We start from the raw sequence: 24,199 nt of genomic DNA on the forward strand, positions 1-24,199 counted from the left end.
CCGCAGATCATTGTTCCCCGCTTCCGACAAATGCGGTTGGCCCGGAAAAGCCGCGACGGGGCCGGGCGTGAAGAAGGCGAGAGGGGGAGCGCGTGGCGCCTTGCGCCAAAGGATTGGCGATTACTTCGCGTAAAGCGCGCGCGAGCGCTCGAGATGCTTGAGGAGCGCCGTTTCCGAGCCGTCGACGTCGTTGGCTTCGAGGCGGTCGACGATTTCGTCGTGTTCGGCCAGCGTGAACTTTTCCTTGCCGGTCCAGATCAGCATTTCGGTATGATATTCCTTCAGCCAGGCGAGCATCGCCTCGCTGACGGCGACATAGATCGGGTTGCCGGAGATCTGGGCGATGCGGGTGTGGAATTCCATATCGGCATCGATGAATTCTTCGGCCCGCCCGAGCGAGGCCCGCTGGCGCTCGATGATGTCCCTGAGATCGCCGATATCGTTTGCCGAAGCGCGCTGTGCGGCCTCGCGGGCCATGCCGCGCTCGAAGAAGATGCGGGCGCTTTTCAGATGTTCGAGCGAGTCGGCCGATTGCGACAGCATGATCTTGGCGGTGAGATCGACCTGGCGGAAGATCGATTTTGCCGTGAGCCGCAGCACCTTCGCGCGCTCGCCGTGCGAGATGCTGACGAGACCCTTGTTGGCGAGCGATTGCATGGCCTCTCGGATCGCCGGCCGCCCGACGCCGAAGCGTTCCATCAGCACCCGCTCGGAGGGCATTTCGTCGCCGGGCTGAAGCTCGCCTGAGGTGATCATCCGCTCGAGTCGATCAAACACTTCGTCGGAGAGTTTCCGGCGGACGATTTGTTCGATGGGCTGGGTCATGAGATCTCGCTGGCTCAAAATGCTTCCTCCTAACAGTTTTCCGCGCCGAGAACAAAGCTCGCGGCTGAAAATTTGCGCCGCCGAAGATTCCGCTTTTCAATAGTTGGAATACTCATTATACCAGATCACGAGTTGACGCCATGACAATCTCCATGGCGAGAGGAGCAACTGTCCGTTTCATGATGATAACCCTGACCTACCGCATCGAAACGCCCGGCAGCGTCGAGGCGATGGCGGACAAGATCGCCAGCGACCAGTCGACCGGGACCTTCGTGCCGGTTCCCGGCGAGACGGAGGAGCTGAAATCGCGCGTTGCCGCCCGGGTTTTGGCGATCCGCCCGCTCGAGGATGCGCGCCATCCGACCTGGCCCGAGGCATCGCCCGGCACGCTGCTGCGCCGCGCCGATGTCGACATCGCCTTCCCGCTGGAGGCGATCGGCACCGATCTTTCGGCGCTGATGACCATCGCGATCGGCGGCGTCTATTCGATCAAGGGCATGACCGGCATCCGCATCGTCGACATGAAGCTGCCCGAAGCTTTCAAGAGCGCCCATCCCGGGCCGCAATTCGGCATACCGGGCAGCCGCCGCCTCAACGGCGTCGAGGGCCGGCCGATCATCGGCACCATCGTCAAGCCGGCGCTGGGGCTGAGGCCGCACGAGACGGCGGAACTCGTCGGCGAACTGATCGAGTCGGGCGTCGACTTCATCAAGGACGACGAGAAGCTGATGAGCCCGGCCTATTCGCCGCTCAAGGAGCGCGTCGCCGCGATCATGCCGCGCATTCTCGATCACGAGCAGAAGACCGGCAAGAAGGTCATGTATGCCTTCGGCATCTCGCATGCCGATCCCGACGAGATGATGCGCAACCACGATATCGTCGCGGCGGCCGGCGGCAATTGCGCCGTCGTCAACATCAATTCGATCGGCTTCGGCGGCATGAGTTTCCTGCGCAAGCGCTCCAGCCTGGTGCTGCATGCGCATCGCAATGGCTGGGACGTGCTGACGCGCGATCCGGGCGCCGGCATGGATTTCAAGGTCTATCAGCAGTTCTGGCGGCTGCTCGGCGTCGACCAGTTCCAGATCAACGGCCTCCGGGTCAAATATTGGGAGCCGGACGACAGCTTCGTCTCCTCCTTCAAGGCCGTCAGCACGCCGCTCTTCGATGCCGCCGATTGCCCGCTTCCGGTCGCGGGCTCCGGCCAGTGGGGCGGGCAGGCGCCGGAAACCTACGAGCGCACCGGCCGCACCGTCGATCTTCTCTATCTCTGCGGCGGCGGCATCGTCAGCCATCCCGGCGGACCTGCGGCCGGTGTGCGCGCCGTGCAGCAGGCCTGGCAGGCGGCGGTCGCCGGCATTCCGCTGGAGGTCTACGCCAAGGACCATCCGGAGCTTGCCGCCTCGATCGCCAAGTTCAGCGACGGCAAGGGCGCGTGACGGCGATGGATGGACTTCTCGTCAGCTATTACGGGGATGATTTCACCGGCTCCACCGACGTCATGGAGGCGCTCGCCTCGAACGGCGTCGAGACCGTGCTCTTCCTCGACATTCCCAGGCCGGAGCTGCTGGCGCGTTTCAGCCATTGCCGCGCCATCGGCATTGCCGGAACGAGCCGCAGCGAGACGCCGGCATGGATGGACGAGCATCTTGCGCCGGCCTTCCAATGGCTGAATTCGCTTGGCGCCGCCATCTGCCATTACAAGGTCTGCTCGACCTTCGATTCCAGCCCCGGCATCGGCAATATCGGCAAGGCGATTGAGATCGGCCGCGCGAGTTTCGGGCAATCGATCGTGCCCGTCATCGTCGGCGCGCCGCAATTGAAGCGCTATACCGCTTTCGGTAATCTCTTCGCCGCCTATCAGGGCCGCGTCTTCCGCATCGACCGCCACCCCGTGATGAGCCGCCATCCCGTCACGCCGATGGATGAGGCGGATCTTGCGCTGCACCTGTCGAAGCAGACTTCCCTCCCCGTGCTGCTTGCCGATCTCGTCGCGATCACCGCGGCCGATGCCGACCGGCGGGTCGACGAACTGGCGTCGGATCGGGACGGCATTCTGTTGCTCGATGTCGATTCCGACGCGACGCAGGCGGCAGCCGGGCGGCAGATGCTGCGTGTCACCAACCGTTCGGGAAGCTTCGTCGCCGGCTCCTCGGGCGTCGAATATGCTCTGCTCAGCGCCTGGCGGCAGACCCGCGCGATCGGCGAAGGCAGCGCCGAATTTCCCGATATCGGTGCGGTCGAGCGCCTCGCGGTCGTCTCCGGCAGCGTCTCGCCGACGACCGAGCGCCAGATCCGCACGGCCGTCGAAAACGGCTTCGAAAGCATCGCACTCGATCCGCTCGCGCTGGTCTCGAATGGCGAGGCTGCGGTGGATGAGGCGGTGCAGGCAGGCATCGGCAAGCTGAAGGAAGGCAGGAGCGTCATCCTCCATACGGCGCTCGGCCCATCCGCCGACCGCGGCGCCGATATCGACCGGCTTCCGGGCGCCCGGCATCGGCTCGGCAGCGCCCTCGGCACGATCCTGCGCCGGCTCATCGAGCAGGAAGGGCTGCCGCGGGCGGTCGTAGCCGGCGGCGACACGTCGAGCCACGCGCTGCGGCAATTGAAGATCGATGCGCTGACGACGCTGTTGCCGCTGCCCCAGACGCCGGGCTCGCCGCTCTGCCTCGCGCATGGCGACTATGCGCCGACCAACGGTCTGCAGATCGCGCTGAAAGGCGGGCAGGTCGGCACGGACAGCTATTTCGCGCAGATCCGGGACGGAAGGAAGAACTGAGATGGTCGTCTGGATCGGAACCAGCTTCAAGATGAACAAGACGCTTGAGGAAGCGCTCGCCTTCGCGCGCCGCCTCGCCGATGCGGATCTTGAACGCGATGCCCGCGTGCAGCGCTTCGTCATCCCCTCCTTCACGGCGGTGCGCGAGGTCAAGCGCGTGCTTTCCGAGACCTCGGTGAAGGTCGGCGCCCAGAACATGCATTGGGAGGATGCCGGTGCCTGGACCGGCGAAGTTTCGCCCCTGATGCTGAAGGATTGCCGGCTCGATCTCGTCGAGCTCGGCCACTCCGAACGGCGCGAACATTTCGGCGAGACCGACGAGACCGTCGGCCTCAAGGTTGCCGCCGCCATCCGCCACGGCCTGACGCCGCTGGTCTGCATCGGCGAGACCCTGCAGGAGCGCAACGAAGGCCGGGCCGACGCGGTGCTGCGGCGGCAGGTCGAGGCTGCCCTGCGGGGTGTCGACACCGAGGCCGGCGAGGCTCCGATCCTGCTTGCCTACGAACCGGTCTGGGCGATCGGCGTCAACGGCATTCCGGCGACGGCCGATTACGCCTCCGAGCGGCACGGCAAGATCGCCGAGGTGGCGAAATCCATTCTCGGCCGCCCGGTGCCGGTTCTCTACGGCGGCAGCGTCAATCCCGGCAATTGCGAGGAACTGATCGGCCAGCCTGATATCGACGGCCTGTTCATTGGCCGCTCCGCCTGGTCCGTCGAAGGCTATCTCGACATTCTCGCCCGCGTCAGCGCGGCGATCGACCGCTCATCTCCACGCCCTACGGCGAGTGAAAGGAAACTGCCATGAAAATCGCAATTGGCGCCGACAGCGCCGGCAAACCGCTCCTGGACGTCATTGCCGCCCATCTCGCCGGCAAGGCGGATCTCGAAGTGCACGATCTCAGCCAATCCGGCTTCTATGCCGATCTCTCCCAGCGCCTCGCGCAGACGATCGTCGACGGCGAGCATGAGCGCGGCATCCTGTTCTGCGGCACCGGCATCGGCGTGTGCATCTCCGCTAACAAGGTGCCGGGCATTCGCGCCGCCCTCACCCACGACACCTATTCGGCCGAACGCGCGGTGAAATCCAACAACGCCCAGATCATCACCATGGGCGCGCGCGTCATCGGGCCGGAACTGGCGAAATCAATCGTGGACGTCTGGCTCGCCTCCGAATTCGACCCCCAAGGCCCGTCGGCCGGCAACGTGCAGGCGATCGACCGGCTCGATGCGGAAAAACATGGGGCCTAAGCGCCTAAGTAATGATATGGTGATTGACTCATCATACCAGTATATGATCCTATCCAGAACTGAAAAGGTGAGGAAAACATGACCAAGATTGCTCTCTTCGGCGCCGGCGGCAAAATGGGATACCGGCTTGCCAAAAATCTCAAGGGCTCGCGCTTCGACGTGCGCCATGTCGAGGTGAGCGATGCCGGCAAGGCCCGCCTGAAGAACGATCTCGGCCTCGATTGCGTGCCTGTCGATGCCGCGCTCGATGGCGCCGAGGTCGTCATTCTCGCCGTGCCGGATACGGTGATCGGCAAGGTCGCGGCCGGCATCGTCGACAAGCTTGCGCCCGGCACCATGGTGGTGGCGCTCGATGCCGCCGCGCCCTTCGCCGGCCATCTGCCGAAGCGCGACGACCTCACCTATTTCGTCACCCATCCCTGCCATCCGCCGATCTTCAACGACGAAACGGATATGCAGGCCAAGAAGGATCATTTCGGCGGCCTCTTCGCCAAGCAGCACATCGTCTCGGCGCTGATGCAGGGTCCCGAAAGCGCTTATGCGCTCGGCGAGGAAATCGCCAAGGTCATCTGGGCGCCGGTCATGCGTTCGCACCGGGTCACGGTCGATCAGCTCGCCATGCTCGAACCCGGCCTTTCCGAAACCGTCTGCGCCTCGCTGCTCGTCATCATGCGCCAGGCCATGGACGAATGCGTCGCCCGCGGCGTGCCGGCGGAAGCCGCCCGCGATTTCCTGCTCGGCCATATGAACGTGCTCGGCGCGGTCATCTTCAAGGAGGTCGACGGCGTCTTCTCGGATGCCTGCAACAAGGCGATCGAGTTCGGCATCCCGGCGCTGATGCGCGACGACTGGAAGAAAGTTTTCGAACCGCAGGAGATCGCCGAAAGCATTCGGCGCATCACCTGAACCGGCCCGGGGGAGGCAAATCCTCCCCCTGCTACCGCTCCGGAGACGGGGCACCGCTCCGGGGAGACGGAGCGTCATTCACAACAGGGAGGAAAGAATGAAACTGACACGCAGACTGACACTCGCAGCCTTCGCCAGCGCGCTGGCGCTCGGCACCGCCATGCCGGCCTTCGCGGCCGATCTCATCGCCATCATCACCCCGGCGCACGACAACCCGTTCTTCAAGGCCGAAGCCGTCGGCGCCGAAGCCAAGGCGAAGGAGCTCGGCTACGAGACGCTCGTCATGACCCATGACGACGACGCCAACAAGCAGTCGGAGATGATCGATACGGCGATCGGGCGCGGCGCCAAGGCGATCATTCTCGACAATGCGGGCGCGGACGCTTCCGTCGCTGCCGTCAAGAAGGCCAAGGATGCCGGCATCCCCTCCTTCCTGATCGACCGCGAGATCAACGCGACCGGCGTCGCCGTCGCCCAGATCGTCTCGAACAACTATCAGGGTGCGCAGCTCGGCGCGCAGGAATTCGTCAAGCTGATGGGCGAGAAGGGCAATTATGTCGAGCTGGTCGGCAAGGAGTCCGATACCAATGCCGGCATCCGCTCGCAGGGCTATCACGACGTCATCGACGATTATCCCGAGCTGAAGTCGGTCGCCAAGCAGTCGGCCAACTGGAGCCAGACGGAAGCCTATTCGAAGATGGAAACCATCCTTCAGGCCAATCCGGATATCAAGGGCGTCATCTCAGGCAATGACACCATGGCGATGGGCGCGATCGCAGCCCTGCAGGCCGCCGGCCGTAAGGACGTGATCGTCGTCGGCTTCGACGGTTCCAACGATGTGCGCGACTCCATCAAGTCGGGCGGCATCAAGGCGACCGTGCTGCAGCCCGCCTATGCGCAGGCGCAGCTCGCCGTGGAGCAGGCCGACGCCTACATCAAGAACAAGACGACGCCGAAGGAAGAGAAGCAGCTGATGGACTGCGTTCTCATCAATGCCGACAATGCCGGCAAGCTCGAAACCTTCGCCCTGACGAACTGATCAGCCCAATTGCGGAGGGTGCAATGTTGCGCCCTCCGCAATGCATTTTGCGAGACGCCGAGGTTTACCCGCATGTTGAGAATGAAGGGCGCATTGCTGGCTGCCGTCGTGGCGGCGGCCCTGCCCGGTTGCAAGATCATCAAGACGCCGACCGCGGAGGAGAAGGCGGCGGCTGCGGCCAAGACCGCTTTCGATCCGAATGCCAAGGTCGAGGCGATCTGGCAGCCTCAGGTCGTGCCCTATTTCGAAAAGCGCGCCGGCGAGCTGAAGGACGTCATGCAGCTCGTTTCCACGAGCCCGGATGCCGCGGGCGAAAAATACGGCAATCCGCGCAAGCAGAGCAGTTCGCCCTGGACCTATGCGGTGAAGATCACCGGCAAGGTCGTCGCGGCCGACACGGCCTCGCGCGCGGCAACGCTCGATGTCGATGCCGATGGCGACGGCAAGGCCGATGCGAAGGTGCAGATCGGGCCGGCGCTGCGCGGCACCGCACTGCGCGACACGCTCGATTTCGTCAATTTCAACGAGTTCAAGAACCAGATCGAATGGGCGCAGTTCGGCAAGGCGTTCAACGAGAAGGCCAATACCGCCTTCCTCTCCGCCGTTCCGCGTGACGGTCTCACCGGCAAGACGGTAACGGTGATCGGCGCCTTCCCGCTGCCGAGAAGCGGCGAGCTGCCGCTCGTCACACCTTCGGAACTGAAGGTGGGCTCATGACGGCGGCGGACGCACATCAGGACGATATCATCCTCCGTCTCGACGACGTGTCGAAGGTCTATTCCGGCATCGTCGCCGTCAAGCGCGCCAATCTGGAGCTGCGCCGCGGCGCGGTGAATGTTCTCGTCGGCGAAAACGGCGCCGGCAAATCGACGCTGATGAAGATCATCGCCGGCGTCGAGCGCCCGACGCTCGGCCGCATCATCCTGGACGGCAAGCCGGTTACCTTCGACAGCCCGGCCGACGCGCAGGCGAACGGCATCGGCATGATCTTCCAGGAGCTCAACCTCTTCGCCAACATGTCGGTCGCCGAAAACATCTTCACCCGGCGCGAGATCACCCGCGGCCTGCTCGGCATCGATCACAAGGCGCAGGTCGAGAAGGCCAATGAATTCCTGCGGCGTCTCGATGCCGGCATCGAGGCGGATACGATGGTCGAGGACCTGCCGATCGGCCAGCAGCAGCTGGTCGAGATCGCCAAGGCGATGTCGCTTAATGCCCGCATCCTGATCATGGACGAGCCGACTTCGGCGCTGTCGGCGGCCGAAGTCGAAATCCTGTTCAAGGTGATCGCCGAGCTGAAGGCGCAGGGCGTGGCGATCGTCTATATCTCGCACCGGCTGGAAGAGCTGATGCGGATCGGCGACTATATCACCGTGCTGCGCGACGGCCAGATCACCGGCCATGCCATGGTGCGCGACATCGACACGCGCTGGATCGTGCGCTCGATGATCGGCTCGGACGCCAAGGATTTCGCGAAATCCGTCACCCATTCCGTCGGCGAGGAAGTCTTCCGTGCCGAAAACATCAGCCTTCCCCGGCCGACCGGCGGGCTTGCGGTCAACGACGTTTCCCTGTCGGTCAAGGCGGGCGAGATCCTCGGCATCTACGGCCTGATGGGCGCCGGGCGCAGCGAATTCTTCGAATGCGTGATCGGGCGCCACACGCATTCGACCGGCAAGATCTTCATCGACGGCAGGCAAGTGCGCGCCCGCGACACCACGCGGCGCATCCGCCGCGGCCTGGCGCTGATCCCGGAAGACCGGCAGCGCGAGGGGCTGGTGCAGGTGCTGTCCATCGCTTCCAACCTGACGCTCGCGAGCCTGTCGCGCTTCACCCGGCTCTTCCATATCGACAGCGGCGCGGAAAAGAACGCCATTCAGGAGGCGATCCGCGATCTCTCCATCAAGGCGCCGAACCCGGATTTCGAGGTCACTTCCATGTCCGGCGGCAACCAGCAGAAGGTCGTCATCGGTAAGGCGCTGATGACCAATCCGAAGGTGCTGCTGATGGACGAGCCGAGCCGCGGCATCGATGTCGGCGCCAAGGCCGACGTCTTCCGCACCATGCGGCGGCTGGCGGCAAACGGGCTCGCCATCCTGTTTTCGACCTCCGACCTCGAAGAGGTCATGGCGCTATCCGACCGCATCGCGGTCTTGAGCAATGGCCAGCTCGTCGCCGTCTTCGATCGGGACGAGGCGACGGAAGACGCCATTATCGCGGCTTCGGCCAAGGGACACGGACATCAAGGGAAACTCGCGTCATGATGGCGGCTACCTCAACTCTTGCGCCGAAGGGCGCCAACGGCTCTGCGCTTCTGACGCTGATGAAGCTCAGGACCTTCATCGCGCTTTTCGCCGTCATCATCTTCTTTGCGATCTTCGCGCCGAACTTCACCTCGACGGCGAACATGATCCTGATGTCGAAGCACGTGGCGCTGAACGCATTCCTGGCCATGGGCATGACCTTCGTCATCATCACCGGCGGCATCGACCTCTCGGTCGGTTCGATCGTCGGGCTTTGCGGCATGGTCGCCGGCGGGCTGATCCTCTACGGCATCGAGCTGCCGATCGGCTACACCATCTATTTCAACCTTTTCGAGATCGTGCTGATCACGCTGTCGATCGGCCTTGTCATCGGCCTGATCAACGGTCTCCTGATCACCAAGCTCAACGTCGCGCCCTTCATCGCCACGCTCGGCACGCTGTATATTGCCCGCGGCCTGGCGCTGCTGTCGTCTGATGGACAGACCTTTCCGAACCTTGTCGGCCGGCCGGAATATGCCACGACCGGTTTCGACTTCTTCGGCGCCGGCCGCATTCTCGGCCTGCCGGTGTCGATCTGGATCCTGATCGTGCTGGCGCTCGCGGCCGCCTATGTCGCGCGTTCGACGCCGATCGGCCGCCACATCTTCGCCGTCGGCGGCAATGAGCGGGCGGCGCGCATGTCGGGCATCCGCGTCGATCTCGTGAAAATCTTCGTCTACATGTTCTCCGGCCTTTGCGCGGCGATCGTCGGCGTCGTCATCTCCTCGGAGCTGATGGCCGCCCATCCGGCGACCGGCGAAAGCTTCGAACTCAATGCGATCGCCGCAGCGGTCCTCGGCGGCACCTCGATGTCGGGCGGGCGCGGCACGATCGGCGGCACGATCATCGGCGCCTTCGTCATCGGTATCCTCTCCGACGGGCTTGTCATGATGGGCGTTTCCTCCTTCTGGCAGATGGTCATCAAGGGTCTCGTCATCATCATCGCCGTGGTCGTCGATCAGGCGCAGCGCCGCCTGCAGCAGCGCGTCACCCTCATGCAGATGGCAAAGGCAGGTTGACATGACCGGATTGAAAGGCGCGTTGATCGGCTGCGGCTTCTTTGCGATCAACCAGATGCATGCCTGGAACGATGTCGACGGCGCCGAGATCGTCGCGATCTGCGACCGCGATCCCGAGCGGCTGAAGCTCGTCGGCGACCAGTTCGGCATCGAGCGGCGCTACAGCGATGCCGAGGCGATGTTTGCCGATGGCGGCTTCGATTTCGTCGATATCGCCACGACAGTCCAAAGCCACCGCGCCCTGGTGGAAATGGCCGCGAGGAATAAGATCCTCGCCATCTGCCAGAAGCCTTTCGCCAAGACGCTGGCGGATGCCAAGGCGATGGTCGAGGCTTGCCGGGCTGCCGGCGTGGCGCTGATGGTGCACGAGAACTTCCGCTGGCAGACGCCGATCCAGGCGGTGCGCAAGGCGCTCGATGCCGGCGCCATCGGCACGCCCTTCTGGGGCCGCTTCTCCTTCCGCTCGGGTTATGACGTCTTTTCCGGCCAGCCCTATCTCGCCGAAGGCGAGCGTTTCATCATCGAAGATCTCGGCATCCATACGCTCGACATCGCCCGCTATATCCTCGGCGACGTCAGCGCGGTGACCGCCCGCACCAAGCGGGTCAACCCTGGGATCAAGGGCGAGGATGTCGCGACCATCCTGCTCGATCATGAGAACGGCGCCACCTCCGTCGTCGATGTCAGCTACGCCACCAGGCTGTCGAAAGAGCCCTTCCCCGAGACTCTGATCGAGCTCGACGGCTCCGAAGGCACGATCCGCCTCAGCCAGGGCTACGGCCTTGAGATCACCAACGGCAGGGGCACGACCAGGATGGATGTCTCGCCGAAGCTTCTGCCCTGGGCCTCGCGGCCCTGGCACAACATCCAGGAAAGCGTCTTTGCGATCGAGCAGCATTGGGTCGACCAGCTCAGGCGCGACGCGGAGCACTCGACCTCGGGCGCCGACAATCTGAAGACCTTCGCCCTCGTCGAGGCCGCCTATGACAGCGCCGCCCGCGGCCAGACGATCGATGTCCGGGCTCTGCTGCGATGACCGCCGATGCGTTCCAGCTTTACGGCACCCGCACTGCGGAAAGGCCGCCGGTCCGCCTGACGGCGGGAAAGCTGACGGCCGATCTCGCCGACGGCAATCTCCGCACGATCCGCTACGACGGCGTCGAGGTGCTGCGGGCGATTTCCTACCTCGTCCGCGACCGGGACTGGGGCACCTACAGCCCTGAGATCACAGACCTCAGGGTCGAGCAAGGCGAGGATCGTTTCGAGGTCGCCTATCTCGCCCGCTGCCAGGGACCGGATGCGACGACGCTCGTCATCGACGTCCGCATCTCAGGCAATCAGCACCGGCTCGATTTCGAGGCCGAAGCCATCTCCGAGACCGGCTTCGAAACCAATCGCTGCGGCTTCTGCATCCTGCATCCGATCGTCGGCGTGGCGGGTTCGCCGGCGGCGGTCGAACATGTCGACGGCCAGATCGCGGCGACGCGTTTTCCCAATGTCATCGAGCCGTGGCAGCCCTTCAAGGACATGCGCGCCATCACCCATCAGGTCATGCCTGATGTGAGCGCGGAATGCCGGATGGAGGGCGACACGTTCGAAACGGAGGACCAGCGCAACTGGTCCGACGCCTCCTACAAGACCTATGTCCGGCCGCTCGCCTTGCCCTGGCCTTACCAGATACCGGCGAACCAGCCTGTCCGGCAGAAGACGTCGCTCATCATCACGGATATCAGCCGTTCCGTTGCGTCGTCAGCCGCGAAGCAGAGCAGCGTCATAAGGCTCGAGCTCGGTACGCGAACCGGCACCATGCCCGATATCGGTGTGATCGTGACCCCTGAGGAGGCCGAGGCGACACTGGCGGGCGGATCCCTCCTGGCGGAGATCGCGCCTCGCGAGCTGCTCTTCCATTTCGATCCCGACGCCGGGCATGGCCCCGACGCATTGAAAAACTTCGCCGCGATCGCGGCTCTCCATCACGGCCGCTCAACGCTGGAGATCGCGCTTCCCTGCAAATCGTCGCCGGCAGTCGAGGCAGCCGGGATCGCCCGGCAGATGCAGATCGCAGGCTTTCGTCCGGATGCGATCCTGATTTCGCCCTCCGTCGACCGGCAATCGACGCCGCCCGGCAGCAAATGGCCGGACTGCCCTCCCCTCGAAGAGGTCTATGCCGCGGCCCGCGCCGCCTTCCCCGGCATTCGCATCGGCGGCGGTATGCTGAGCTATTTCACCGAGCTCAACCGCAAGCGCGTGCCGGCAGGCGAGATCGATTTCGTCAGCCATTGCACCAACCCGATCGTGCACGCGGCCGACGATCTCAGCGTCATGCAGACCTTGGAGGCGCTGCCCTTCATCACGCGCTCCGTCCGCGCGATCTACGGCGACAAGCCCTATCGCATCGGCCCCTCGACGATCCCGATGCGGCAAAATCCCTATGGCAGCCGCACGATGGACAATCTCGCCAGTGGGCGCATTCCGATGGCCAACCGCGATCCCCGCCACAACGGCCGCTTCGCCGAGGCCTTCGCGCTCGGCTATGCCATTCGGGTGCTGGATGCCGGCCTCGAATGCCTGACGCTATCGGCGCTGACCGGTCCATTCGGCCTGATCGCCGGCCCCGATGAACCAGTCGAGCAAGGCGGGCGGCGGCCGCTCTTCAACACGGTGCGGACCTTGTCGGCACTTGCGGGTGCCTCCTGGCAGGAATGCATCTCGTCCTCGCCCTCCGAAGTGCTGTCTTTCGTCGCAAGGGATGCCGCTGGCGCCAAGCTCTACATGGTCAATCTCACAGGCGAAGAGCGAAGGGTGGATGGCGGCGCATTGGCCGAAGAGCTGCGGCTTGCGCCCTTCGCGACGGCCGCCTTGCCGCTAGAACAGGATGATTTTAGGCCCGGTTGGCCTAAAATCTGAATCCTGTTCTAAATTAAAGAGTTAGAGCATGATGTCGTCCGAAAACCGCTCACACTTTTCGGCATCATGCTCTAGCGGATTGACCTCTGGCCCGCCCGCCGCATCTATTCAGTCGGAGCTCGTTCTGGGGAGGATCGGCGTGATGACGAAGAAGCTTATCAATGCGGGGGCGAATGCCGTCGATGAGATGCTGCAAGGGGTTCTCGCGGCGCATCCCGAGCACCTCTATGCCGTGGACAGCATGCCGCGCGCCATCATTGCCAGAAACGGCCCGCGCAAGGGCAAGGTCGGGCTGGTGATCGGCGGCGGCTCCGGGCACGAGCCGACCTTCCTCGGCTATGTCGGCAAGGGGCTCGCCGATGCCGCCGCGATCGGCAACGTCTTCGCCTCGCCGCCGCCCGATCCGATCATGGCCTGCGCCATGGCCGTCGACGGCGGCGTCGGCGTGCTTTTCATGTACGGCAATTATGCCGGCGACGTCATGAACTTCGACATGGCCGCGGAAATGCTGGCGCTCGACAACATCGCGGTGCGCACTGTTCTGACCACTGACGATGTCGCCTCCGCGCCAGCCGATCAGAAGGACAGGCGGCGCGGCGTGGCCGGCAATGTCTTCATCTTCAAGGCCGCCGGCGCGGCTTGCGATCTTCTCTATTCCTTCGACGAGGTCGAGCGCGCCGCCCGCCATGCCAATGCGCGCACCTATACGATGGGCGTCGCGCTCTCGCCCTGCTCGCTGCCCCAGACCTTGAAGCCGAACTTCCAGATCGGCGAGGAGGAGATGGAGATCGGCATGGGCATCCACGGCGAGCCCGGCGTGGCGCGCGGGCCGCTGAAGCCGGCCGATGCGGTGACCGACGAGCTGATGGACAATCTTCTCCGGGAGATGAAGGCCGACCGCGGCGATCGTGTCGCCGTGCTCGTCAATTCGCTGGGTTCGACGCCGATGATGGAGCTCTACATCATGATGCGGCGGGTGAAGGCGCGGCTCGACGAGGCCGGGCTCGTCCTCCACACATCGCTCGTCGGCAACTACTGCACCTCGCTCGAAATGGCCGGAGCATCCGTCTCCATCATGCATCTCGACGACGAGCTTCAGCGGCTGATCGACCACCCCTGCGACTGCGCCATGTTCAGGAGGTGATCGATTGTGATCACGACCAAAGACCTGCAGCATCTCTTTGCCCTGATCGCCGCCGATATCGCGGCGCATCGCGACCATCTCTGCGAACTCGACGGCGCGATTGGCGACGGCGATCACGGCCTTGCCATGGATGCCGGCTGTGAGGCCGCGGCCAAGGCGGTCGCAGCACTCGACGCCGCGCAGGCCGCGCCGACGGCTGCCTTCAACGCGGCAGCAAAGGCATTCCTGAATGCGGTCGGCGCATCGTCGGGCCCGCTCTATGCGACGGCCTTCATGCGCGCCGGCGCCGCGGTCAAGGACAGGCCGGATCTCAGCGACGAGGAGTTCCTGCGCGCTTTCGCGGCGATGGCTACGGGCATTCAGGAGCGCGGCAAGGCCGAGCCCGGCGAAAAGACCATGGTCGATGCCTGGAAGCCCGCGGCCGATGCGGCGCTCGAGGCCTGGGCATCGGGAGCTTCCCTCCTCGAATGTCTCGATCTGGCCGAGCGGGCGGCGCGCCAGGGATGCGAAGCGACCAGGGATATGACGGCCGCCAAGGGGCGGGCGTCGCGGCTGGGGGAAAGGGTGATCGGCCACATCGACCCCGGCGCGGCGTCGGCCGCGATCGTCATTGCCTCCATCGCGAAATTCACACAGCATCGTGATGGTTAGCTCATCATACCAGTTGACATGTAAATGATCATCTGCGACAAGGGGCCGGCTTATCAAGAGGAGGACGGTAATGCTGACCCTATCCGCGAAATTGAAGACGGCGAGCATCGTCGCGATCGCCATGGCGTCTTTCGCCGCGACGCCGGTTCTTGCCGAAGACATCACGCTCTGGACCCTCAACTTCGACAACAACGCCGCCAATACGGCTCTGAAGAAGGTGGCATCCGATTTCGAAGCGGCGAACCCGGGAACGCATGTCGAGATCGTCCAGCGCGCCGTCGATGAGCACAAGACGGCGCTGCGCGTCGCGGCCGGCTCCGACAAGGGCCCCGACATTTATTTCAGCTGGGCGGGCCTCGGCCTGGGCGGCGAATATGTGAAGGCCGGTCTCTCCCTGCCCCTCGACAAGTATTACACCGAATATAAGTGGACCGACGAACTGCTGCCGTCGGCAGCCGCCTTCGCCGATCTCTATCCCGGCGGCAAGCACGGCGTTCCCTTCACCTTCAAGGGCGAAGCCGTCTATTACAACAAGAAGCTTTTCGAACAGGCTGGCATCACCGAGGAGCCGAAGACCTATGAGGAGCTTCTCGCCGCCGCCGAGAAGCTGAAGGCCGCGGGCATTCCCGCCTTCACCTTCGGCGGCACGGTCAACTGGCACGTCATGCGCCTGATGGACGTCATCCTCGAAACCAAGTGCGGCGCCGAGAAGCACGACGCGCTGAAGGCGATGACGCTGGACTGGACCAAGGAGCCCTGCGCGACGGACGCCTTCGCCGAATTCGCCAAGTGGACCAAGGACTATACGCTGCAGCCCTTCATGGGCATCGACAACAAGCAGTCCTACAGCCTCTTTACGGCGGGCCGCGCGGCGATGATGCTCGAAGGCGACTGGCTGGTCAGCCAGCTCAACGGCTCCGGCGCCAATCTCGACGACTACGGCATCTTCCCCTTCCCGACCAATACCGAACGTCTCTATGGCTTCGCCGAGTACAATTACATCAGCACCAAGAGCAAGAATCCTGACATTGCCGCCAAGTTCCTCGACTATTTCCTGTCGACGAAGGTGCAGCAGGATCTGCTCGGCCAGCTGAGCTCGACGTCCGTCAACAAGAACGTCCAATATGCCAACCAGAAGCCGCTCGAGGCGGAATGGCTGGGCATCTTCCAGAAATACGGCAAGGTCTACATGAACGGCGACCAGGCCTTCCCGCTCGATGTCACGACGGAATATTTCCGCGTCATCAACGACGTCGCCTCCGGCAACACCGAGCCGGCCGAGGCGGCCAAGCAGCTGCAGAGCTTCATCGCCAGCAGAACCTGATTCCTCCCAAGCGCCGGCCGATCGACCATGTTGATCGGCCGGCACCTTCTTTCGCGAGCTGGCTGCAAAGGCCCTGCCAGCGCATCGGCGCGAAAATCGGAATCGATTTTCGGAAAGCACGATGCGCAGATTCAAAGCGCTACAGCGTCCTTCGCGCGTCTGAAGGACGCGCGGCGCTGTAGGAGGAAAGCATGTCACTTCGACAATCGACACATGATCCGCGCATGCAGGCGGCCATCCTGCTGGTGCCGGCGCTGGCGATCTACGCGGTCTTCGCGCTCTACCCGATGCTCAACGTCGTCATCCTGAGCTTCCAGAAGTGGAACGGGCTCGATGCCAACCGGCAGTTCGTGGGCATGGCCAATTATTCGGCGATCTTCACCCGCGACCCTGTCTTCTGGGTCGCCTTCCGCAACACGGTGATCTGGACCCTGATGAGCCTGATCTTCCCGCCGATGGTCGGCCTGTTGCTGGCGCTCAGCCTCAACCAGAAGATCTTCGGCCGCAACGGGTTGCGGGCGATCTTCTACCTGCCCGTCATCATCGCGCCGATCGCCGTCGCCACCATGTGGAAGTGGATGTACGATCCCTTCTTCGGCCTCTTCGCCCAGCTGCTGACCTCCTGGGGCATGCAGGGCTGGATCAAGGACTGGCTCGGCAACAAGGATATCGCGCTCTACTCTGTCTTCGTCGCCTATCTCTGGCAGACGGTCGGCTTCTCCATGGTGCTGTTCCTCGCCGGATTGCAGAATGTCTCGCAGACGTTGGTCGAGGCGGCGCGCATCGATGGCGCCGGCCGCTGGGCCGTGTTCAAGCATGTGACGCTGCCGGCGCTGCGCCCGACGATCACCATCGTTCTCGTTCTTTCCGTCATCTCGTCGCTGAAGGCCTTCGACATCGTCTACGGCCTGACCGGCGGCGGCCCGGCCCAATCGACCCAGATGCTGGCGCTCTGGGCCTTCACCCAGGCCATGCAGATCTTCGATTTCGGTCGGGGCGCGGCGATCTCCGTCGTCCTGCTGCTGATCACCATGGCCGTCGTCATCCCCTATCTGAGATGGACCCAGAAGCATGAGGAGGTCGAATCGTGACAGCAGTGCCGAGCGATACCGCCGCCGTGCATGCCGACGTCCAGCCGTCGTCGATGAAGCGCGACCCCGTCCTGATCGGTCTCTGGATCGCGCTCGTTCTCGTGGCGCTCATCTGGGTGGCGCCCTTCATCTTCATCGTCTTCACCTCGCTGAAGACGCCGGCGGCGGTGACGAGCACCGGCGCCTTCATGCCGCCGACCGAGCTTGCCTATGACAATTACAGCGCTGCCTGGAGCCGCGGCAATTTTGCCAACTCCTTCTTCAACAGCGTCATCATCACCGTCATCAAGGTGCCGCTCGGCCTGTTCCTCTCGGCCATGGCCGCCTATGCGCTGGCCAAGATCAGGCTGAGGATCTCGAAGGCGCTGCTGCTTCTCGTCGTCTTCGGCACGATGATCCCCTTCCAGGTGATGCTGGCGCCGCTCTTCACGCTCGTCAATTCCTTCGGGCTGATCGACACCTATCCCGGCGTCATCCTGCCCTACATCGCCTTCGGCGTGCCCTACCAGGTCTTCATCCTGCACGGCTTCTTCAAGAGCATTCCGAAGGAGCTTTCGGAAGCGGCGCTTATCGACGGCGCAAGCCATTTCACCATCTTCCGCAGGATCTTCCTGCCGGTCTGCCTGCCGGTGCTCGCCGCGCTGCTCATCCTCGACTTCGTCTCCACCTGGAACGAATTCGCCATGGCGCTGGTGCTGTTGCAGGACCAGCACATGTGGACCCTACCGCTCGGCCTGATGTCGTTCCAAGGGCAGTTCTCCAGCAATTACGGCCAGCTCAACGCCGCGATCGTCATGACCGTGCTTCCGGCGACGATCGTCTATCTCATGTTCCAGCGCTACTTCGTCTCCGGCCTCACCTCCGGCGCCGTCAAGGGCTGATCGCGAAATCATTTTACGAGGAGAGACAGAATGTCCGATGCAGCAGTCGAAAAATGGGGCGTGTTCGAGGCCGCCTTCGAAGGGCCGGCCGGCGGCAATCCCTATCTCGACGTGGCATTCGATGCCGTCTTCACCCATAAGAGCCGCGAAGTGCGGGTGCCCGGTTTCTACGACGGCAACGGCACCTACCGCATCCGCTTCATGCCAGACAGCGAGGGCGAGTGGTCGTTCAGGACGCGCTCCAAGACCGCAGCCCTCGACGGCAAGACCGGCACTTTAGCCGCGACCGCCCCTTCGTCAGGCAATCACGGCCCGGTGCGGGTGCGCAACAAATTCCACTTCGCCTATGCCGACGGCACGCCCTTCCTCTCTTTCGGAACGACCTGCTACGCCTGGACGCACCAGCCGCTCGACATGCAGAGGCAGACGCTGGAAACGCTGAAGAAGGCCCGCTTCAACAAGATGCGCATGGGCGTTTTTCCGAAGGATTATCCCTATAACGTCAACGAGCCGCTGTACGCCTGCTTCGAGCGCGGCGCCGACGGCAAGGAAGACTTCGACCGCCCGAACCCTGCCGCCTTCCGGCATTTCGAGCAGCAGGTCGCGGCTCTCTGCGGCCTCGGCATCGAGGCCGACATCATCATCTTCCATCCCTACGACCGCTGGGGCTATGCCGACATGTCGGCCGAGCAGGATTTCCGCTATGTCGAATATCTCGCCGCGCGCCTTGCCGCCTACCGGAACGTCTGGTGGTCGCTCGCCAACGAATATGATTTCCTGATCGACACCAAACCGATGGCGCAGTGGGACCGGTACTTCCACATCCTGGAGGAAAACGATCCCTACCAGCATCTGCGCTCCATCCATAATGGCGACGTGACGGCGAATTTCGATCACCGCAAGCCGTGGGTCACCCACACCTGCATTCAGAACCCCGACGTCAAGCGCACCCAGGAATGGCGCAATGCCTATGGCAAGCCCGTCGTCAACGACGAGCCCGAATATGAGGGCGACATCCTGCAGTCCTGGGGCAATCTCCATGCCGGCGAACTGGTGCACCGCTTCTGGATCACCATGGCGCGCGGCGGCTATGCCGGCCATGGCGAGACCTATTCCCATCCCGAGGACCTGATCTGGTGGGCCAAGGGCGGGGAACTGCGCGGCGAAGCGTGGAAGCGGATCGGCTTCCTGCGCGATCTGCTGGAGGCCGACGTCAAGCACGGCCTCGAGCCGCTCGGCGTCATCGGCGAATGGCCCTGGTCGCGCGTGTCGGGCGCGCGTGACGGCGACGGCGATTTCCGCCTGATCTATTTCGGCGAGCATCAGCCGGTCGTCTGGTCCACCGGCCTCCCGGTCGATGGCGACGATTACGATGTCGATATCATCGACACCTGGGAGATGACGATCACCCCGGCCGAGAAGGTGGCCGCACCGGTTCCGCATCCGACGCGCCACGGCTCGGTCGTGCGCGGCGGCAAGCCGGACGCCGCCTTCGGCGTGAAAATCCCGCGCAAGCCGTTCCAGGCGCTGCGCGTGCGCAGGAAACGTTGAGAGGTAAGTCCATGTCTGGCTTGAGCATCAGAAACGTCAAGAAATCCTTCGGCGCGGTCGATATCATCCACGGCGTCGACGTGGAGATCGCCGATGGCGAATTCACCATTCTCGTCGGCCCCTCCGGCTGCGGCAAGTCGACCTTGCTGCGCATGATCGCCGGTCTTGAAGACATCACCGGCGGCGAGATCAGCATCGATGGGCGGGTGGTGAACGATCTGCAGCCGAAGGATCGCGACATCGCGATGGTCTTCCAGAACTATGCGCTCTATCCGCAGATGACGGTCTCCCAGAACATGGGCTTTGCGCTGGAACTTGCCGGCGCCAAGCGGCCCGAGATCGAGAAGAAGGTCGGCGAAGCGGCCGCGATCCTCGGCCTGCAGCCGCTGCTCGACCGCAAGCCGGCGCAGCTTTCCGGCGGCCAGCGCCAGCGCGTCGCCATGGGCCGCGCGATCGTCCGCGATCCCAAAGTGTTTCTCTTCGACGAGCCGCTCTCCAACCTCGATGCGAAGCTGCGGGTGAAGATGCGCGCCGAGATCAAGGCGCTGCATCAGCGGCTGAAGACCACGATCGTCTACGTCACCCATGACCAGATCGAGGCCATGACCATGGCCGACAAGATCGTCGTGCTGCATGGCGGCCGCGTCGAGCAGATCGGCAGCCCGCTCGAACTCTACGACAAGCCGCGCAACATCTTCGTCGCCGGCTTCCTCGGCTCCCCCGCCATGAATTTCCTCGAAGGCACCATCGCCGATGCCGGCAGCCCGGCGCTGGCATTGAACGGCGGCTCGCGCGTGAAGCTTTCACGTGCTCCGGCCCATTCCGCCAACCGGCCGCTGACGCTCGGCATCCGTCCCGAAGACATCGCCTTCGGCGGCGAGGCCGGCGTCGATGCCGTGGTCAAGGTGGTCGAGCCGACGGGATCGGAAACCCATGTCGCCGTCGACGTCGACGGCAGGGAACTGACCTGGGTGGTGCGCGAGCGTGTCGATCTCGCTCCCGAACAGCCGGTGAAGCTCTCCTTCGAAACGTCGAAGGTGCACTTCTTCGACCAGCAGACGCAGCAGCGTCTCAGCGCCTGATCCCGCGCAAGGGCTCTAAAGCACGTCGCGATCTTTCAGATTCGTTCCCCGTGCTTTAGGTCTTTATTTTCCCGCGTGTCGTTATCGCAAAACCGCGCACACTTTTTCGCGACACGCTCTAAATCCTTCGGTCGAAGAGCGCCAGGGACTGGGCGTCCTTCAGGCGAAACATCTGGGCGGGCCGGTTGCTCGCCCGGCGCATTTCGCCCTTGACCGGCTCCAGGAAATCGGCTTCGGCCACGCGCTTTCGAAAGGCCGATTTGTCGAGCTTGCGGCCGAGCAGGGTCTCATAGACCGATTGCAGCTCGCTCAAGGTGAAATGCACCGGCAGCAGATGGCCGGGCAGGCTTGAATATTCGACCTTGCTGCGGATGCGGCCAAGCGCCTCCTTCAGGAGGGATGCATGGTCGAAGGCAAGGGGCAAGCCGACGCCCTCGCCCTCGATCGGCCGCCATTCCGCCTCTCCAGCCATTCCACCCTGCCGTTGGGCGACGTCATCGGCAGATAGCAGCGCGATATGGACGATGCTGATGCTCCAGCCCCTCGGGTCGCGGCTGGCGCTGCCCGCGGTTTGCAGCTGTTCGAGATAGGGTGTTTCGACGCCGGTCTTTTCCTTCAGCACGCGTCGCGCCGCAGCCTCCAGATCCGCATCCTCGTCAATATGGATCCAGCCGCCCGGCAAGGCCCAGCCGCCGGAAAAGGGCGCGTTCGCCCGCCGCACGAGAAGCACGGAGAGGCCCGCCGGCGACAGCGAGAAGATCGCGAGATCGACGGTCGCGATCGGTTTGAAGGCGTCATTGTCATGCGATGTCATGATGCGACCATAGCATGCGCGAGCCTTAGTGTAAATCTTCAACTAAGTTAGTTGACATTTATCACTAAGTCATGTTTTCTCCATTCCGACACGAGCAGGGGCTCGCGCCGAGAACAGGGAAACGGTCATGTTCGGACTGCGCTTCATCAAGACGGAACCTACGCAATACGTCATCCAATATCAAAACGGCAAGGCCGTCCGCGAAGGCGCCGGCCTGGCCTTCTGGCATTTCGCGCCGTCGAGTTCGCTGGTGCTGGTGCCGACGGCGAGCGTCAACGACCCTTTCATCTTTCCGCTGGTGACGTCAGACTTCCAGGAAGTGACCGTGCAGGGGCAGATCACCTATCGCATCGCCGAGCCGCGCCGCACGGCGGCACTTCTGAATTTTACGCTCGACCGCAAGGGCCGCTATGCCTCGGAGGATCCGCAGAAGCTTTCGACCCGGGTGATCGACCGCGTGCAGGTGGCGATGCGCGCCGAGGTTCAGATGCTGTCGCTGAAGGAGGTTCTTGCTTCGGGCGAGACGCTCGTCGCCGGCGTGGCGGAAGCGCTCAAGGTACACCCGACGATCGAAGCGCTCGGCCTCGAAATCCTCGGCCTGTCGCTGCTCGCCGTCATGCCGAAGGCCGAGACATCAAAGGCGCTGGAGGCCCACGCCCGCGAGGCTCTGCTCCGCCAGGCCGATGAGGCGATCTATAGCAGGCGCAATGCCGCGATCGAGCAGGAGCGGACGATCAAGGAAAACGAGATCGCCACCGAGATCACGCTGGAGAACAAGAGGCGGCAGGTGCGCGAGGCGCAGATGGAAGCCGAACGCGCCGTGCAGGAACGACAGCTGCAGATCCGGCGGGAAGAAATGGCCGGCAAGATCGCGCTGGAAGAGCAGAACCGCGATCTGGTGACGCTTGCCGCGACCAACGCCAAGGCCGAGGCCGACGCCCAGGCCTATGCGCTGACGGCGATGATGAAATCCTTCGAGCAGGCCGATCCGAAAGTGCTGCAGGCGCTTGCCTCGGTCGGCATGAAGCCCGGCCAGCTGATGGCCCTCGCCTTCCGCGACCTTGCCGACAATGCGACGAAGATCGGCCAGCTCAACGTTTCGCCCGATCTCCTGCGCGAGATATTGCAGCCGCAGGAGGGCAAGGACCGTGCCGGCCTCTGACGAACGCAAGATCATCCTGGTCGTCCGCCCGACCCGCCTCGACGAACTCATCGCCCGGTTCAACACGGTGCAGCAGGCGCAGTTCTATGTCGAGCATCTCGGCGCCGATTTCAGCGATTACCTCGCCGAGAAGAAGCGCTACGAGACGGCGATCGCCGAGGTGGAGGCGAGCCTGCGCGCGGTCGCCCGCGTGCAGCGCCTCGACCGTCGCTACCTCCCGAACTTCGTCTTCGGCCCCGACGATGTCGTCGTCGTGCTCGGCCAGGACGGGCTGGTCGCCAATACGCTGAAATATCTCGACGGCCAGCCGGTGCTGGGCGTCAACCCCGACCCAATGCGCTGGGACGGCCTGCTGCTTCCCTTCAACCCGAAGAGCCTTCCGAGAGTGATCGGCGAGGCACTGAGGAACAAGCGGCCGATCAAGCGCGTCAGCATGGCCAAGGCGACGCTGAACACCGGCGCCGTCATCCACGCCGTCAACGATCTCTTCATCGGCCCGCAAAGCCATGTCTCGGCCCGCTATCTCCTGCAGGCCGAAGAGCGCGAGGAGCGCCAGTCCTCCAGCGGCATCATCGTCTCGACAGGCATGGGCTCGACCGGCTGGCTGAAGAGCCTCTATTCCGGCTGGCTCGGAGCCGCGAGCGCCCTCGGGCTCGAACCCACCGAGCGAACGATCGACATGTCGTTTTCCTGGGACGCCGATTACCTCCGCTATTTCGTCCGCGAACCCTTCCCCAGCCGCACCACCGGCACCACCATCGTCGCCGGTCTCGTATCCCAGGACCAGCCCCTGACCATCGTCTCCGAAATGCCGGAACATGGCGTCATCTTCAGCGACGGCATTGAGGCGGATTTTCTGGAATTCAACGCCGGGACGCGGGCGGTGGTGACGCTGGCGGAGAGGCAGGGGTTGCTGGTGGTGTGAGGAGGTGAGGTAACAGTTTGATTTTGTTTTCCTTGGCTGTTTTGCGGAAGTGATATCCATCATTATTTCCGTTGCTTCTACTCGGTAGATTTTGCTGAGCAGCGTCCCATATCGTGGCCGAGCCGCTGGTATCGCCTAGTGAGGGCAGCCGCGCGCCGAGTGCAGGGAGTGGAAGGAGGAGAACCCGCGCTCAAGAAACCTTGAAATGGCCGCCAACGCTCACAGCTCCAAAATGCCCGCAGCGCTCAAGAGAGCCTCATCCTGAGGCGCGGAAGCCGAAGGCTGGAGCCTCGAAGGGCGAGGCGGACATCGAGATTAGAAGGTGCAAGGAGCAATGTTGCGGCGCGTCCTTCGAGGCTCCAGCCTTCGGCTTCCGCGCCTCAGGATGAGGAGCGTCGGTGGATGCCGCCCCCAACGTCCAAGTGAGCCTTGAGATGGCCGCCGGCGCTCAAAGAGCGTCTGGAATAACCGCCACCGCTTAAAGGAATCTCAAGACTGCCGGGCAACGCTCAAGAGAGCCTCATCCTCGTACGTTGCGGTTGCTGAGCTGC

22 protein-coding genes are annotated in these 24,199 nt (G+C 63.6%); 20 read left to right on the top strand and 2 right to left on the bottom strand.

The window, feature by feature from the left end; all coding sequences use genetic code 11:
- Positions 1-120: 120 nt before the first annotated feature.
- Positions 121-825 (bottom strand): transcriptional regulator NanR, encoded by a 705-nt coding sequence (locus tag ATY76_RS17375; protein ID WP_088675952.1) that lies wholly within the window; start codon positions 823-825, stop codon positions 121-123.
- Positions 826-1,004: 179 nt separating this feature from the next.
- On the opposite strand from ATY76_RS17375, the gene oiaX reads away from it, so the two are divergent.
- From oiaX to ugpC, 18 genes are all read left to right on the top strand, one after another.
- A complete protein-coding gene (gene oiaX, locus ATY76_RS17380; protein ID WP_088675953.1) occupies positions 1,005-2,261 on the top strand; it encodes a 3-oxo-isoapionate-4-phosphate decarboxylase OiaX in 1,257 nt (418 codons plus the stop codon).
- Between the two features lie 5 nt (positions 2,262-2,266).
- Entirely contained in the window at positions 2,267-3,601 is a 1,335-nt protein-coding gene (locus tag ATY76_RS17385) for a four-carbon acid sugar kinase family protein (protein ID WP_088676095.1), read from the top strand.
- A 1-nt stretch (position 3,602) separates the two neighbouring features.
- A complete protein-coding gene (locus ATY76_RS17390) occupies positions 3,603-4,406 on the top strand; it encodes a triose-phosphate isomerase (protein ID WP_088675954.1) in 804 nt (267 codons plus the stop codon).
- Entirely contained in the window at positions 4,403-4,849 is a 447-nt protein-coding gene (locus ATY76_RS17395) for an RpiB/LacA/LacB family sugar-phosphate isomerase (RefSeq protein ID WP_088675955.1), read from the top strand. Before ATY76_RS17390 ends, ATY76_RS17395 begins: the two co-directional genes overlap by 4 nt.
- Before the next feature lie 78 nt (positions 4,850-4,927).
- Positions 4,928-5,755 carry a phosphogluconate dehydrogenase C-terminal domain-containing protein gene (locus ATY76_RS17400; RefSeq protein ID WP_088675956.1) on the top strand — a complete coding sequence of 276 codons (828 nt, stop codon included), beginning with the start codon at positions 4,928-4,930 and terminating at the stop codon, positions 5,753-5,755.
- A 97-nt stretch (positions 5,756-5,852) separates the two neighbouring features.
- Entirely contained in the window at positions 5,853-6,794 is a 942-nt protein-coding gene (locus ATY76_RS17405) for a D-ribose ABC transporter substrate-binding protein (RefSeq protein WP_004678737.1), read from the top strand.
- Positions 6,795-6,866: 72 nt separating this feature from the next.
- Positions 6,867-7,511: a DUF2291 domain-containing protein gene (locus tag ATY76_RS17410; RefSeq protein ID WP_088675957.1), complete on the top strand. Its 645-nt coding sequence runs from the start codon at positions 6,867-6,869 to the stop codon at positions 7,509-7,511.
- The gene (locus ATY76_RS17415; protein WP_088675958.1) at positions 7,508-9,058 is read left to right on the top strand and encodes a sugar ABC transporter ATP-binding protein; all 1,551 of its coding nucleotides are present in this window, start codon (positions 7,508-7,510) and stop codon (positions 9,056-9,058) included. Before ATY76_RS17410 ends, ATY76_RS17415 begins: the two co-directional genes overlap by 4 nt.
- Entirely contained in the window at positions 9,055-10,116 is a 1,062-nt protein-coding gene (locus ATY76_RS17420) for an ABC transporter permease (protein WP_004678742.1), read from the top strand. Before ATY76_RS17415 ends, ATY76_RS17420 begins: the two co-directional genes overlap by 4 nt.
- 1 nt (position 10,117) lies before the next feature.
- Positions 10,118-11,152 (top strand): Gfo/Idh/MocA family oxidoreductase, encoded by a 1,035-nt coding sequence (locus ATY76_RS17425; protein ID WP_088675959.1) that lies wholly within the window; start codon positions 10,118-10,120, stop codon positions 11,150-11,152.
- A complete protein-coding gene (locus ATY76_RS17430; RefSeq protein WP_088675960.1) occupies positions 11,149-13,023 on the top strand; it encodes a hypothetical protein in 1,875 nt (624 codons plus the stop codon). The genes ATY76_RS17425 and ATY76_RS17430 overlap by 4 nt, the downstream gene beginning before the upstream one ends.
- Before the next feature lie 139 nt (positions 13,024-13,162).
- Positions 13,163-14,167 carry a dihydroxyacetone kinase subunit DhaK gene (locus tag ATY76_RS17435; RefSeq protein ID WP_088675961.1) on the top strand — a complete coding sequence of 335 codons (1,005 nt, stop codon included), beginning with the start codon at positions 13,163-13,165 and terminating at the stop codon, positions 14,165-14,167.
- A gap of 3 nt (positions 14,168-14,170) precedes the next feature.
- Positions 14,171-14,818 (top strand): dihydroxyacetone kinase subunit DhaL, encoded by a 648-nt coding sequence (dhaL, locus tag ATY76_RS17440; protein ID WP_088675962.1) that lies wholly within the window; start codon positions 14,171-14,173, stop codon positions 14,816-14,818.
- 70 nt (positions 14,819-14,888) lie between these two features.
- A complete protein-coding gene (locus ATY76_RS17445) occupies positions 14,889-16,142 on the top strand; it encodes an extracellular solute-binding protein (protein WP_088675963.1) in 1,254 nt (417 codons plus the stop codon).
- Between the two features lie 191 nt (positions 16,143-16,333).
- Positions 16,334-17,233 carry a sugar ABC transporter permease gene (locus tag ATY76_RS17450; RefSeq protein WP_088675964.1) on the top strand — a complete coding sequence of 300 codons (900 nt, stop codon included), beginning with the start codon at positions 16,334-16,336 and terminating at the stop codon, positions 17,231-17,233.
- Positions 17,230-18,114, top strand: coding sequence for a carbohydrate ABC transporter permease (locus ATY76_RS17455; protein ID WP_088675965.1), 885 nt, complete (start codon positions 17,230-17,232; stop codon positions 18,112-18,114). The genes ATY76_RS17450 and ATY76_RS17455 overlap by 4 nt, the downstream gene beginning before the upstream one ends.
- 30 nt (positions 18,115-18,144) lie before the next feature.
- Positions 18,145-19,665, top strand: a complete 1,521-nt coding sequence (locus ATY76_RS17460; RefSeq protein ID WP_088675966.1) for a DUF5060 domain-containing protein — start codon at positions 18,145-18,147, stop codon at positions 19,663-19,665.
- Positions 19,666-19,676: 11 nt separating this feature from the next.
- Entirely contained in the window at positions 19,677-20,747 is a 1,071-nt protein-coding gene (gene ugpC / locus ATY76_RS17465) for a sn-glycerol-3-phosphate ABC transporter ATP-binding protein UgpC (protein ID WP_088675967.1), read from the top strand.
- 118 nt (positions 20,748-20,865) lie between these two features.
- Here ugpC and ATY76_RS17470 read toward each other — a convergent pair whose 3' ends face one another.
- Entirely contained in the window at positions 20,866-21,561 is a 696-nt protein-coding gene (locus tag ATY76_RS17470) for an NUDIX domain-containing protein (RefSeq protein WP_088675968.1), read from the bottom strand.
- A 127-nt stretch (positions 21,562-21,688) separates the two neighbouring features.
- On the opposite strand from ATY76_RS17470, the gene ATY76_RS17475 reads away from it, so the two are divergent.
- Positions 21,689-22,723 carry an SPFH domain-containing protein gene (locus ATY76_RS17475; RefSeq protein ID WP_088675969.1) on the top strand — a complete coding sequence of 345 codons (1,035 nt, stop codon included), beginning with the start codon at positions 21,689-21,691 and terminating at the stop codon, positions 22,721-22,723.
- Positions 22,710-23,648 (top strand): sugar kinase, encoded by a 939-nt coding sequence (locus tag ATY76_RS17480; RefSeq protein ID WP_088675970.1) that lies wholly within the window; start codon positions 22,710-22,712, stop codon positions 23,646-23,648. The genes ATY76_RS17475 and ATY76_RS17480 overlap by 14 nt, the downstream gene beginning before the upstream one ends.
- The last annotated feature ends 551 nt before the right edge of the window (positions 23,649-24,199 follow it).

Source organism: Rhizobium sp. R339 (assembly GCF_002211395.1).
In the GTDB taxonomy this organism is placed as follows: Bacteria; Pseudomonadota; Alphaproteobacteria; order Rhizobiales; family Rhizobiaceae; genus Rhizobium.

Excerpts from the sequence above, each read along its gene's own strand:
- ATY76_RS17425 (WP_088675959.1), top strand. The coding sequence starts at position 10,118 with ATGACCGGATTGAAAGGCGCGTTGATCGGCTGCGGCTTCTTTGCGATC.
- ugpC (WP_088675967.1), top strand. The coding sequence starts at position 19,677 with ATGTCTGGCTTGAGCATCAGAAACGTCAAGAAATCCTTCGGCGCGGTC.
- ATY76_RS17445 (WP_088675963.1), top strand. The coding sequence starts at position 14,889 with ATGCTGACCCTATCCGCGAAATTGAAGACGGCGAGCATCGTCGCGATC.
- oiaX (WP_088675953.1), top strand. The coding sequence starts at position 1,005 with ATGATGATAACCCTGACCTACCGCATCGAAACGCCCGGCAGCGTCGAG.
- ATY76_RS17415 (WP_088675958.1), top strand. The coding sequence starts at position 7,508 with ATGACGGCGGCGGACGCACATCAGGACGATATCATCCTCCGTCTCGAC.
- ATY76_RS17410 (WP_088675957.1), top strand. The coding sequence starts at position 6,867 with ATGTTGAGAATGAAGGGCGCATTGCTGGCTGCCGTCGTGGCGGCGGCC.
- ATY76_RS17395 (WP_088675955.1), top strand. The coding sequence starts at position 4,403 with ATGAAAATCGCAATTGGCGCCGACAGCGCCGGCAAACCGCTCCTGGAC.
- ATY76_RS17400 (WP_088675956.1), top strand. The coding sequence starts at position 4,928 with ATGACCAAGATTGCTCTCTTCGGCGCCGGCGGCAAAATGGGATACCGG.
- ATY76_RS17420 (WP_004678742.1), top strand. The coding sequence starts at position 9,055 with ATGATGGCGGCTACCTCAACTCTTGCGCCGAAGGGCGCCAACGGCTCT.
- ATY76_RS17450 (WP_088675964.1), top strand. The coding sequence starts at position 16,334 with ATGTCACTTCGACAATCGACACATGATCCGCGCATGCAGGCGGCCATC.
- ATY76_RS17375 (WP_088675952.1), bottom strand. The coding sequence starts at position 825 with ATGACCCAGCCCATCGAACAAATCGTCCGCCGGAAACTCTCCGACGAA.
- ATY76_RS17475 (WP_088675969.1), top strand. The coding sequence starts at position 21,689 with ATGTTCGGACTGCGCTTCATCAAGACGGAACCTACGCAATACGTCATC.
- ATY76_RS17470 (WP_088675968.1), bottom strand. The coding sequence starts at position 21,561 with ATGACATCGCATGACAATGACGCCTTCAAACCGATCGCGACCGTCGAT.
- ATY76_RS17385 (WP_088676095.1), top strand. The coding sequence starts at position 2,267 with ATGGATGGACTTCTCGTCAGCTATTACGGGGATGATTTCACCGGCTCC.
- ATY76_RS17405 (WP_004678737.1), top strand. The coding sequence starts at position 5,853 with ATGAAACTGACACGCAGACTGACACTCGCAGCCTTCGCCAGCGCGCTG.
- ATY76_RS17430 (WP_088675960.1), top strand. The coding sequence starts at position 11,149 with ATGACCGCCGATGCGTTCCAGCTTTACGGCACCCGCACTGCGGAAAGG.
- ATY76_RS17390 (WP_088675954.1), top strand. The coding sequence starts at position 3,603 with ATGGTCGTCTGGATCGGAACCAGCTTCAAGATGAACAAGACGCTTGAG.
- ATY76_RS17460 (WP_088675966.1), top strand. The coding sequence starts at position 18,145 with ATGTCCGATGCAGCAGTCGAAAAATGGGGCGTGTTCGAGGCCGCCTTC.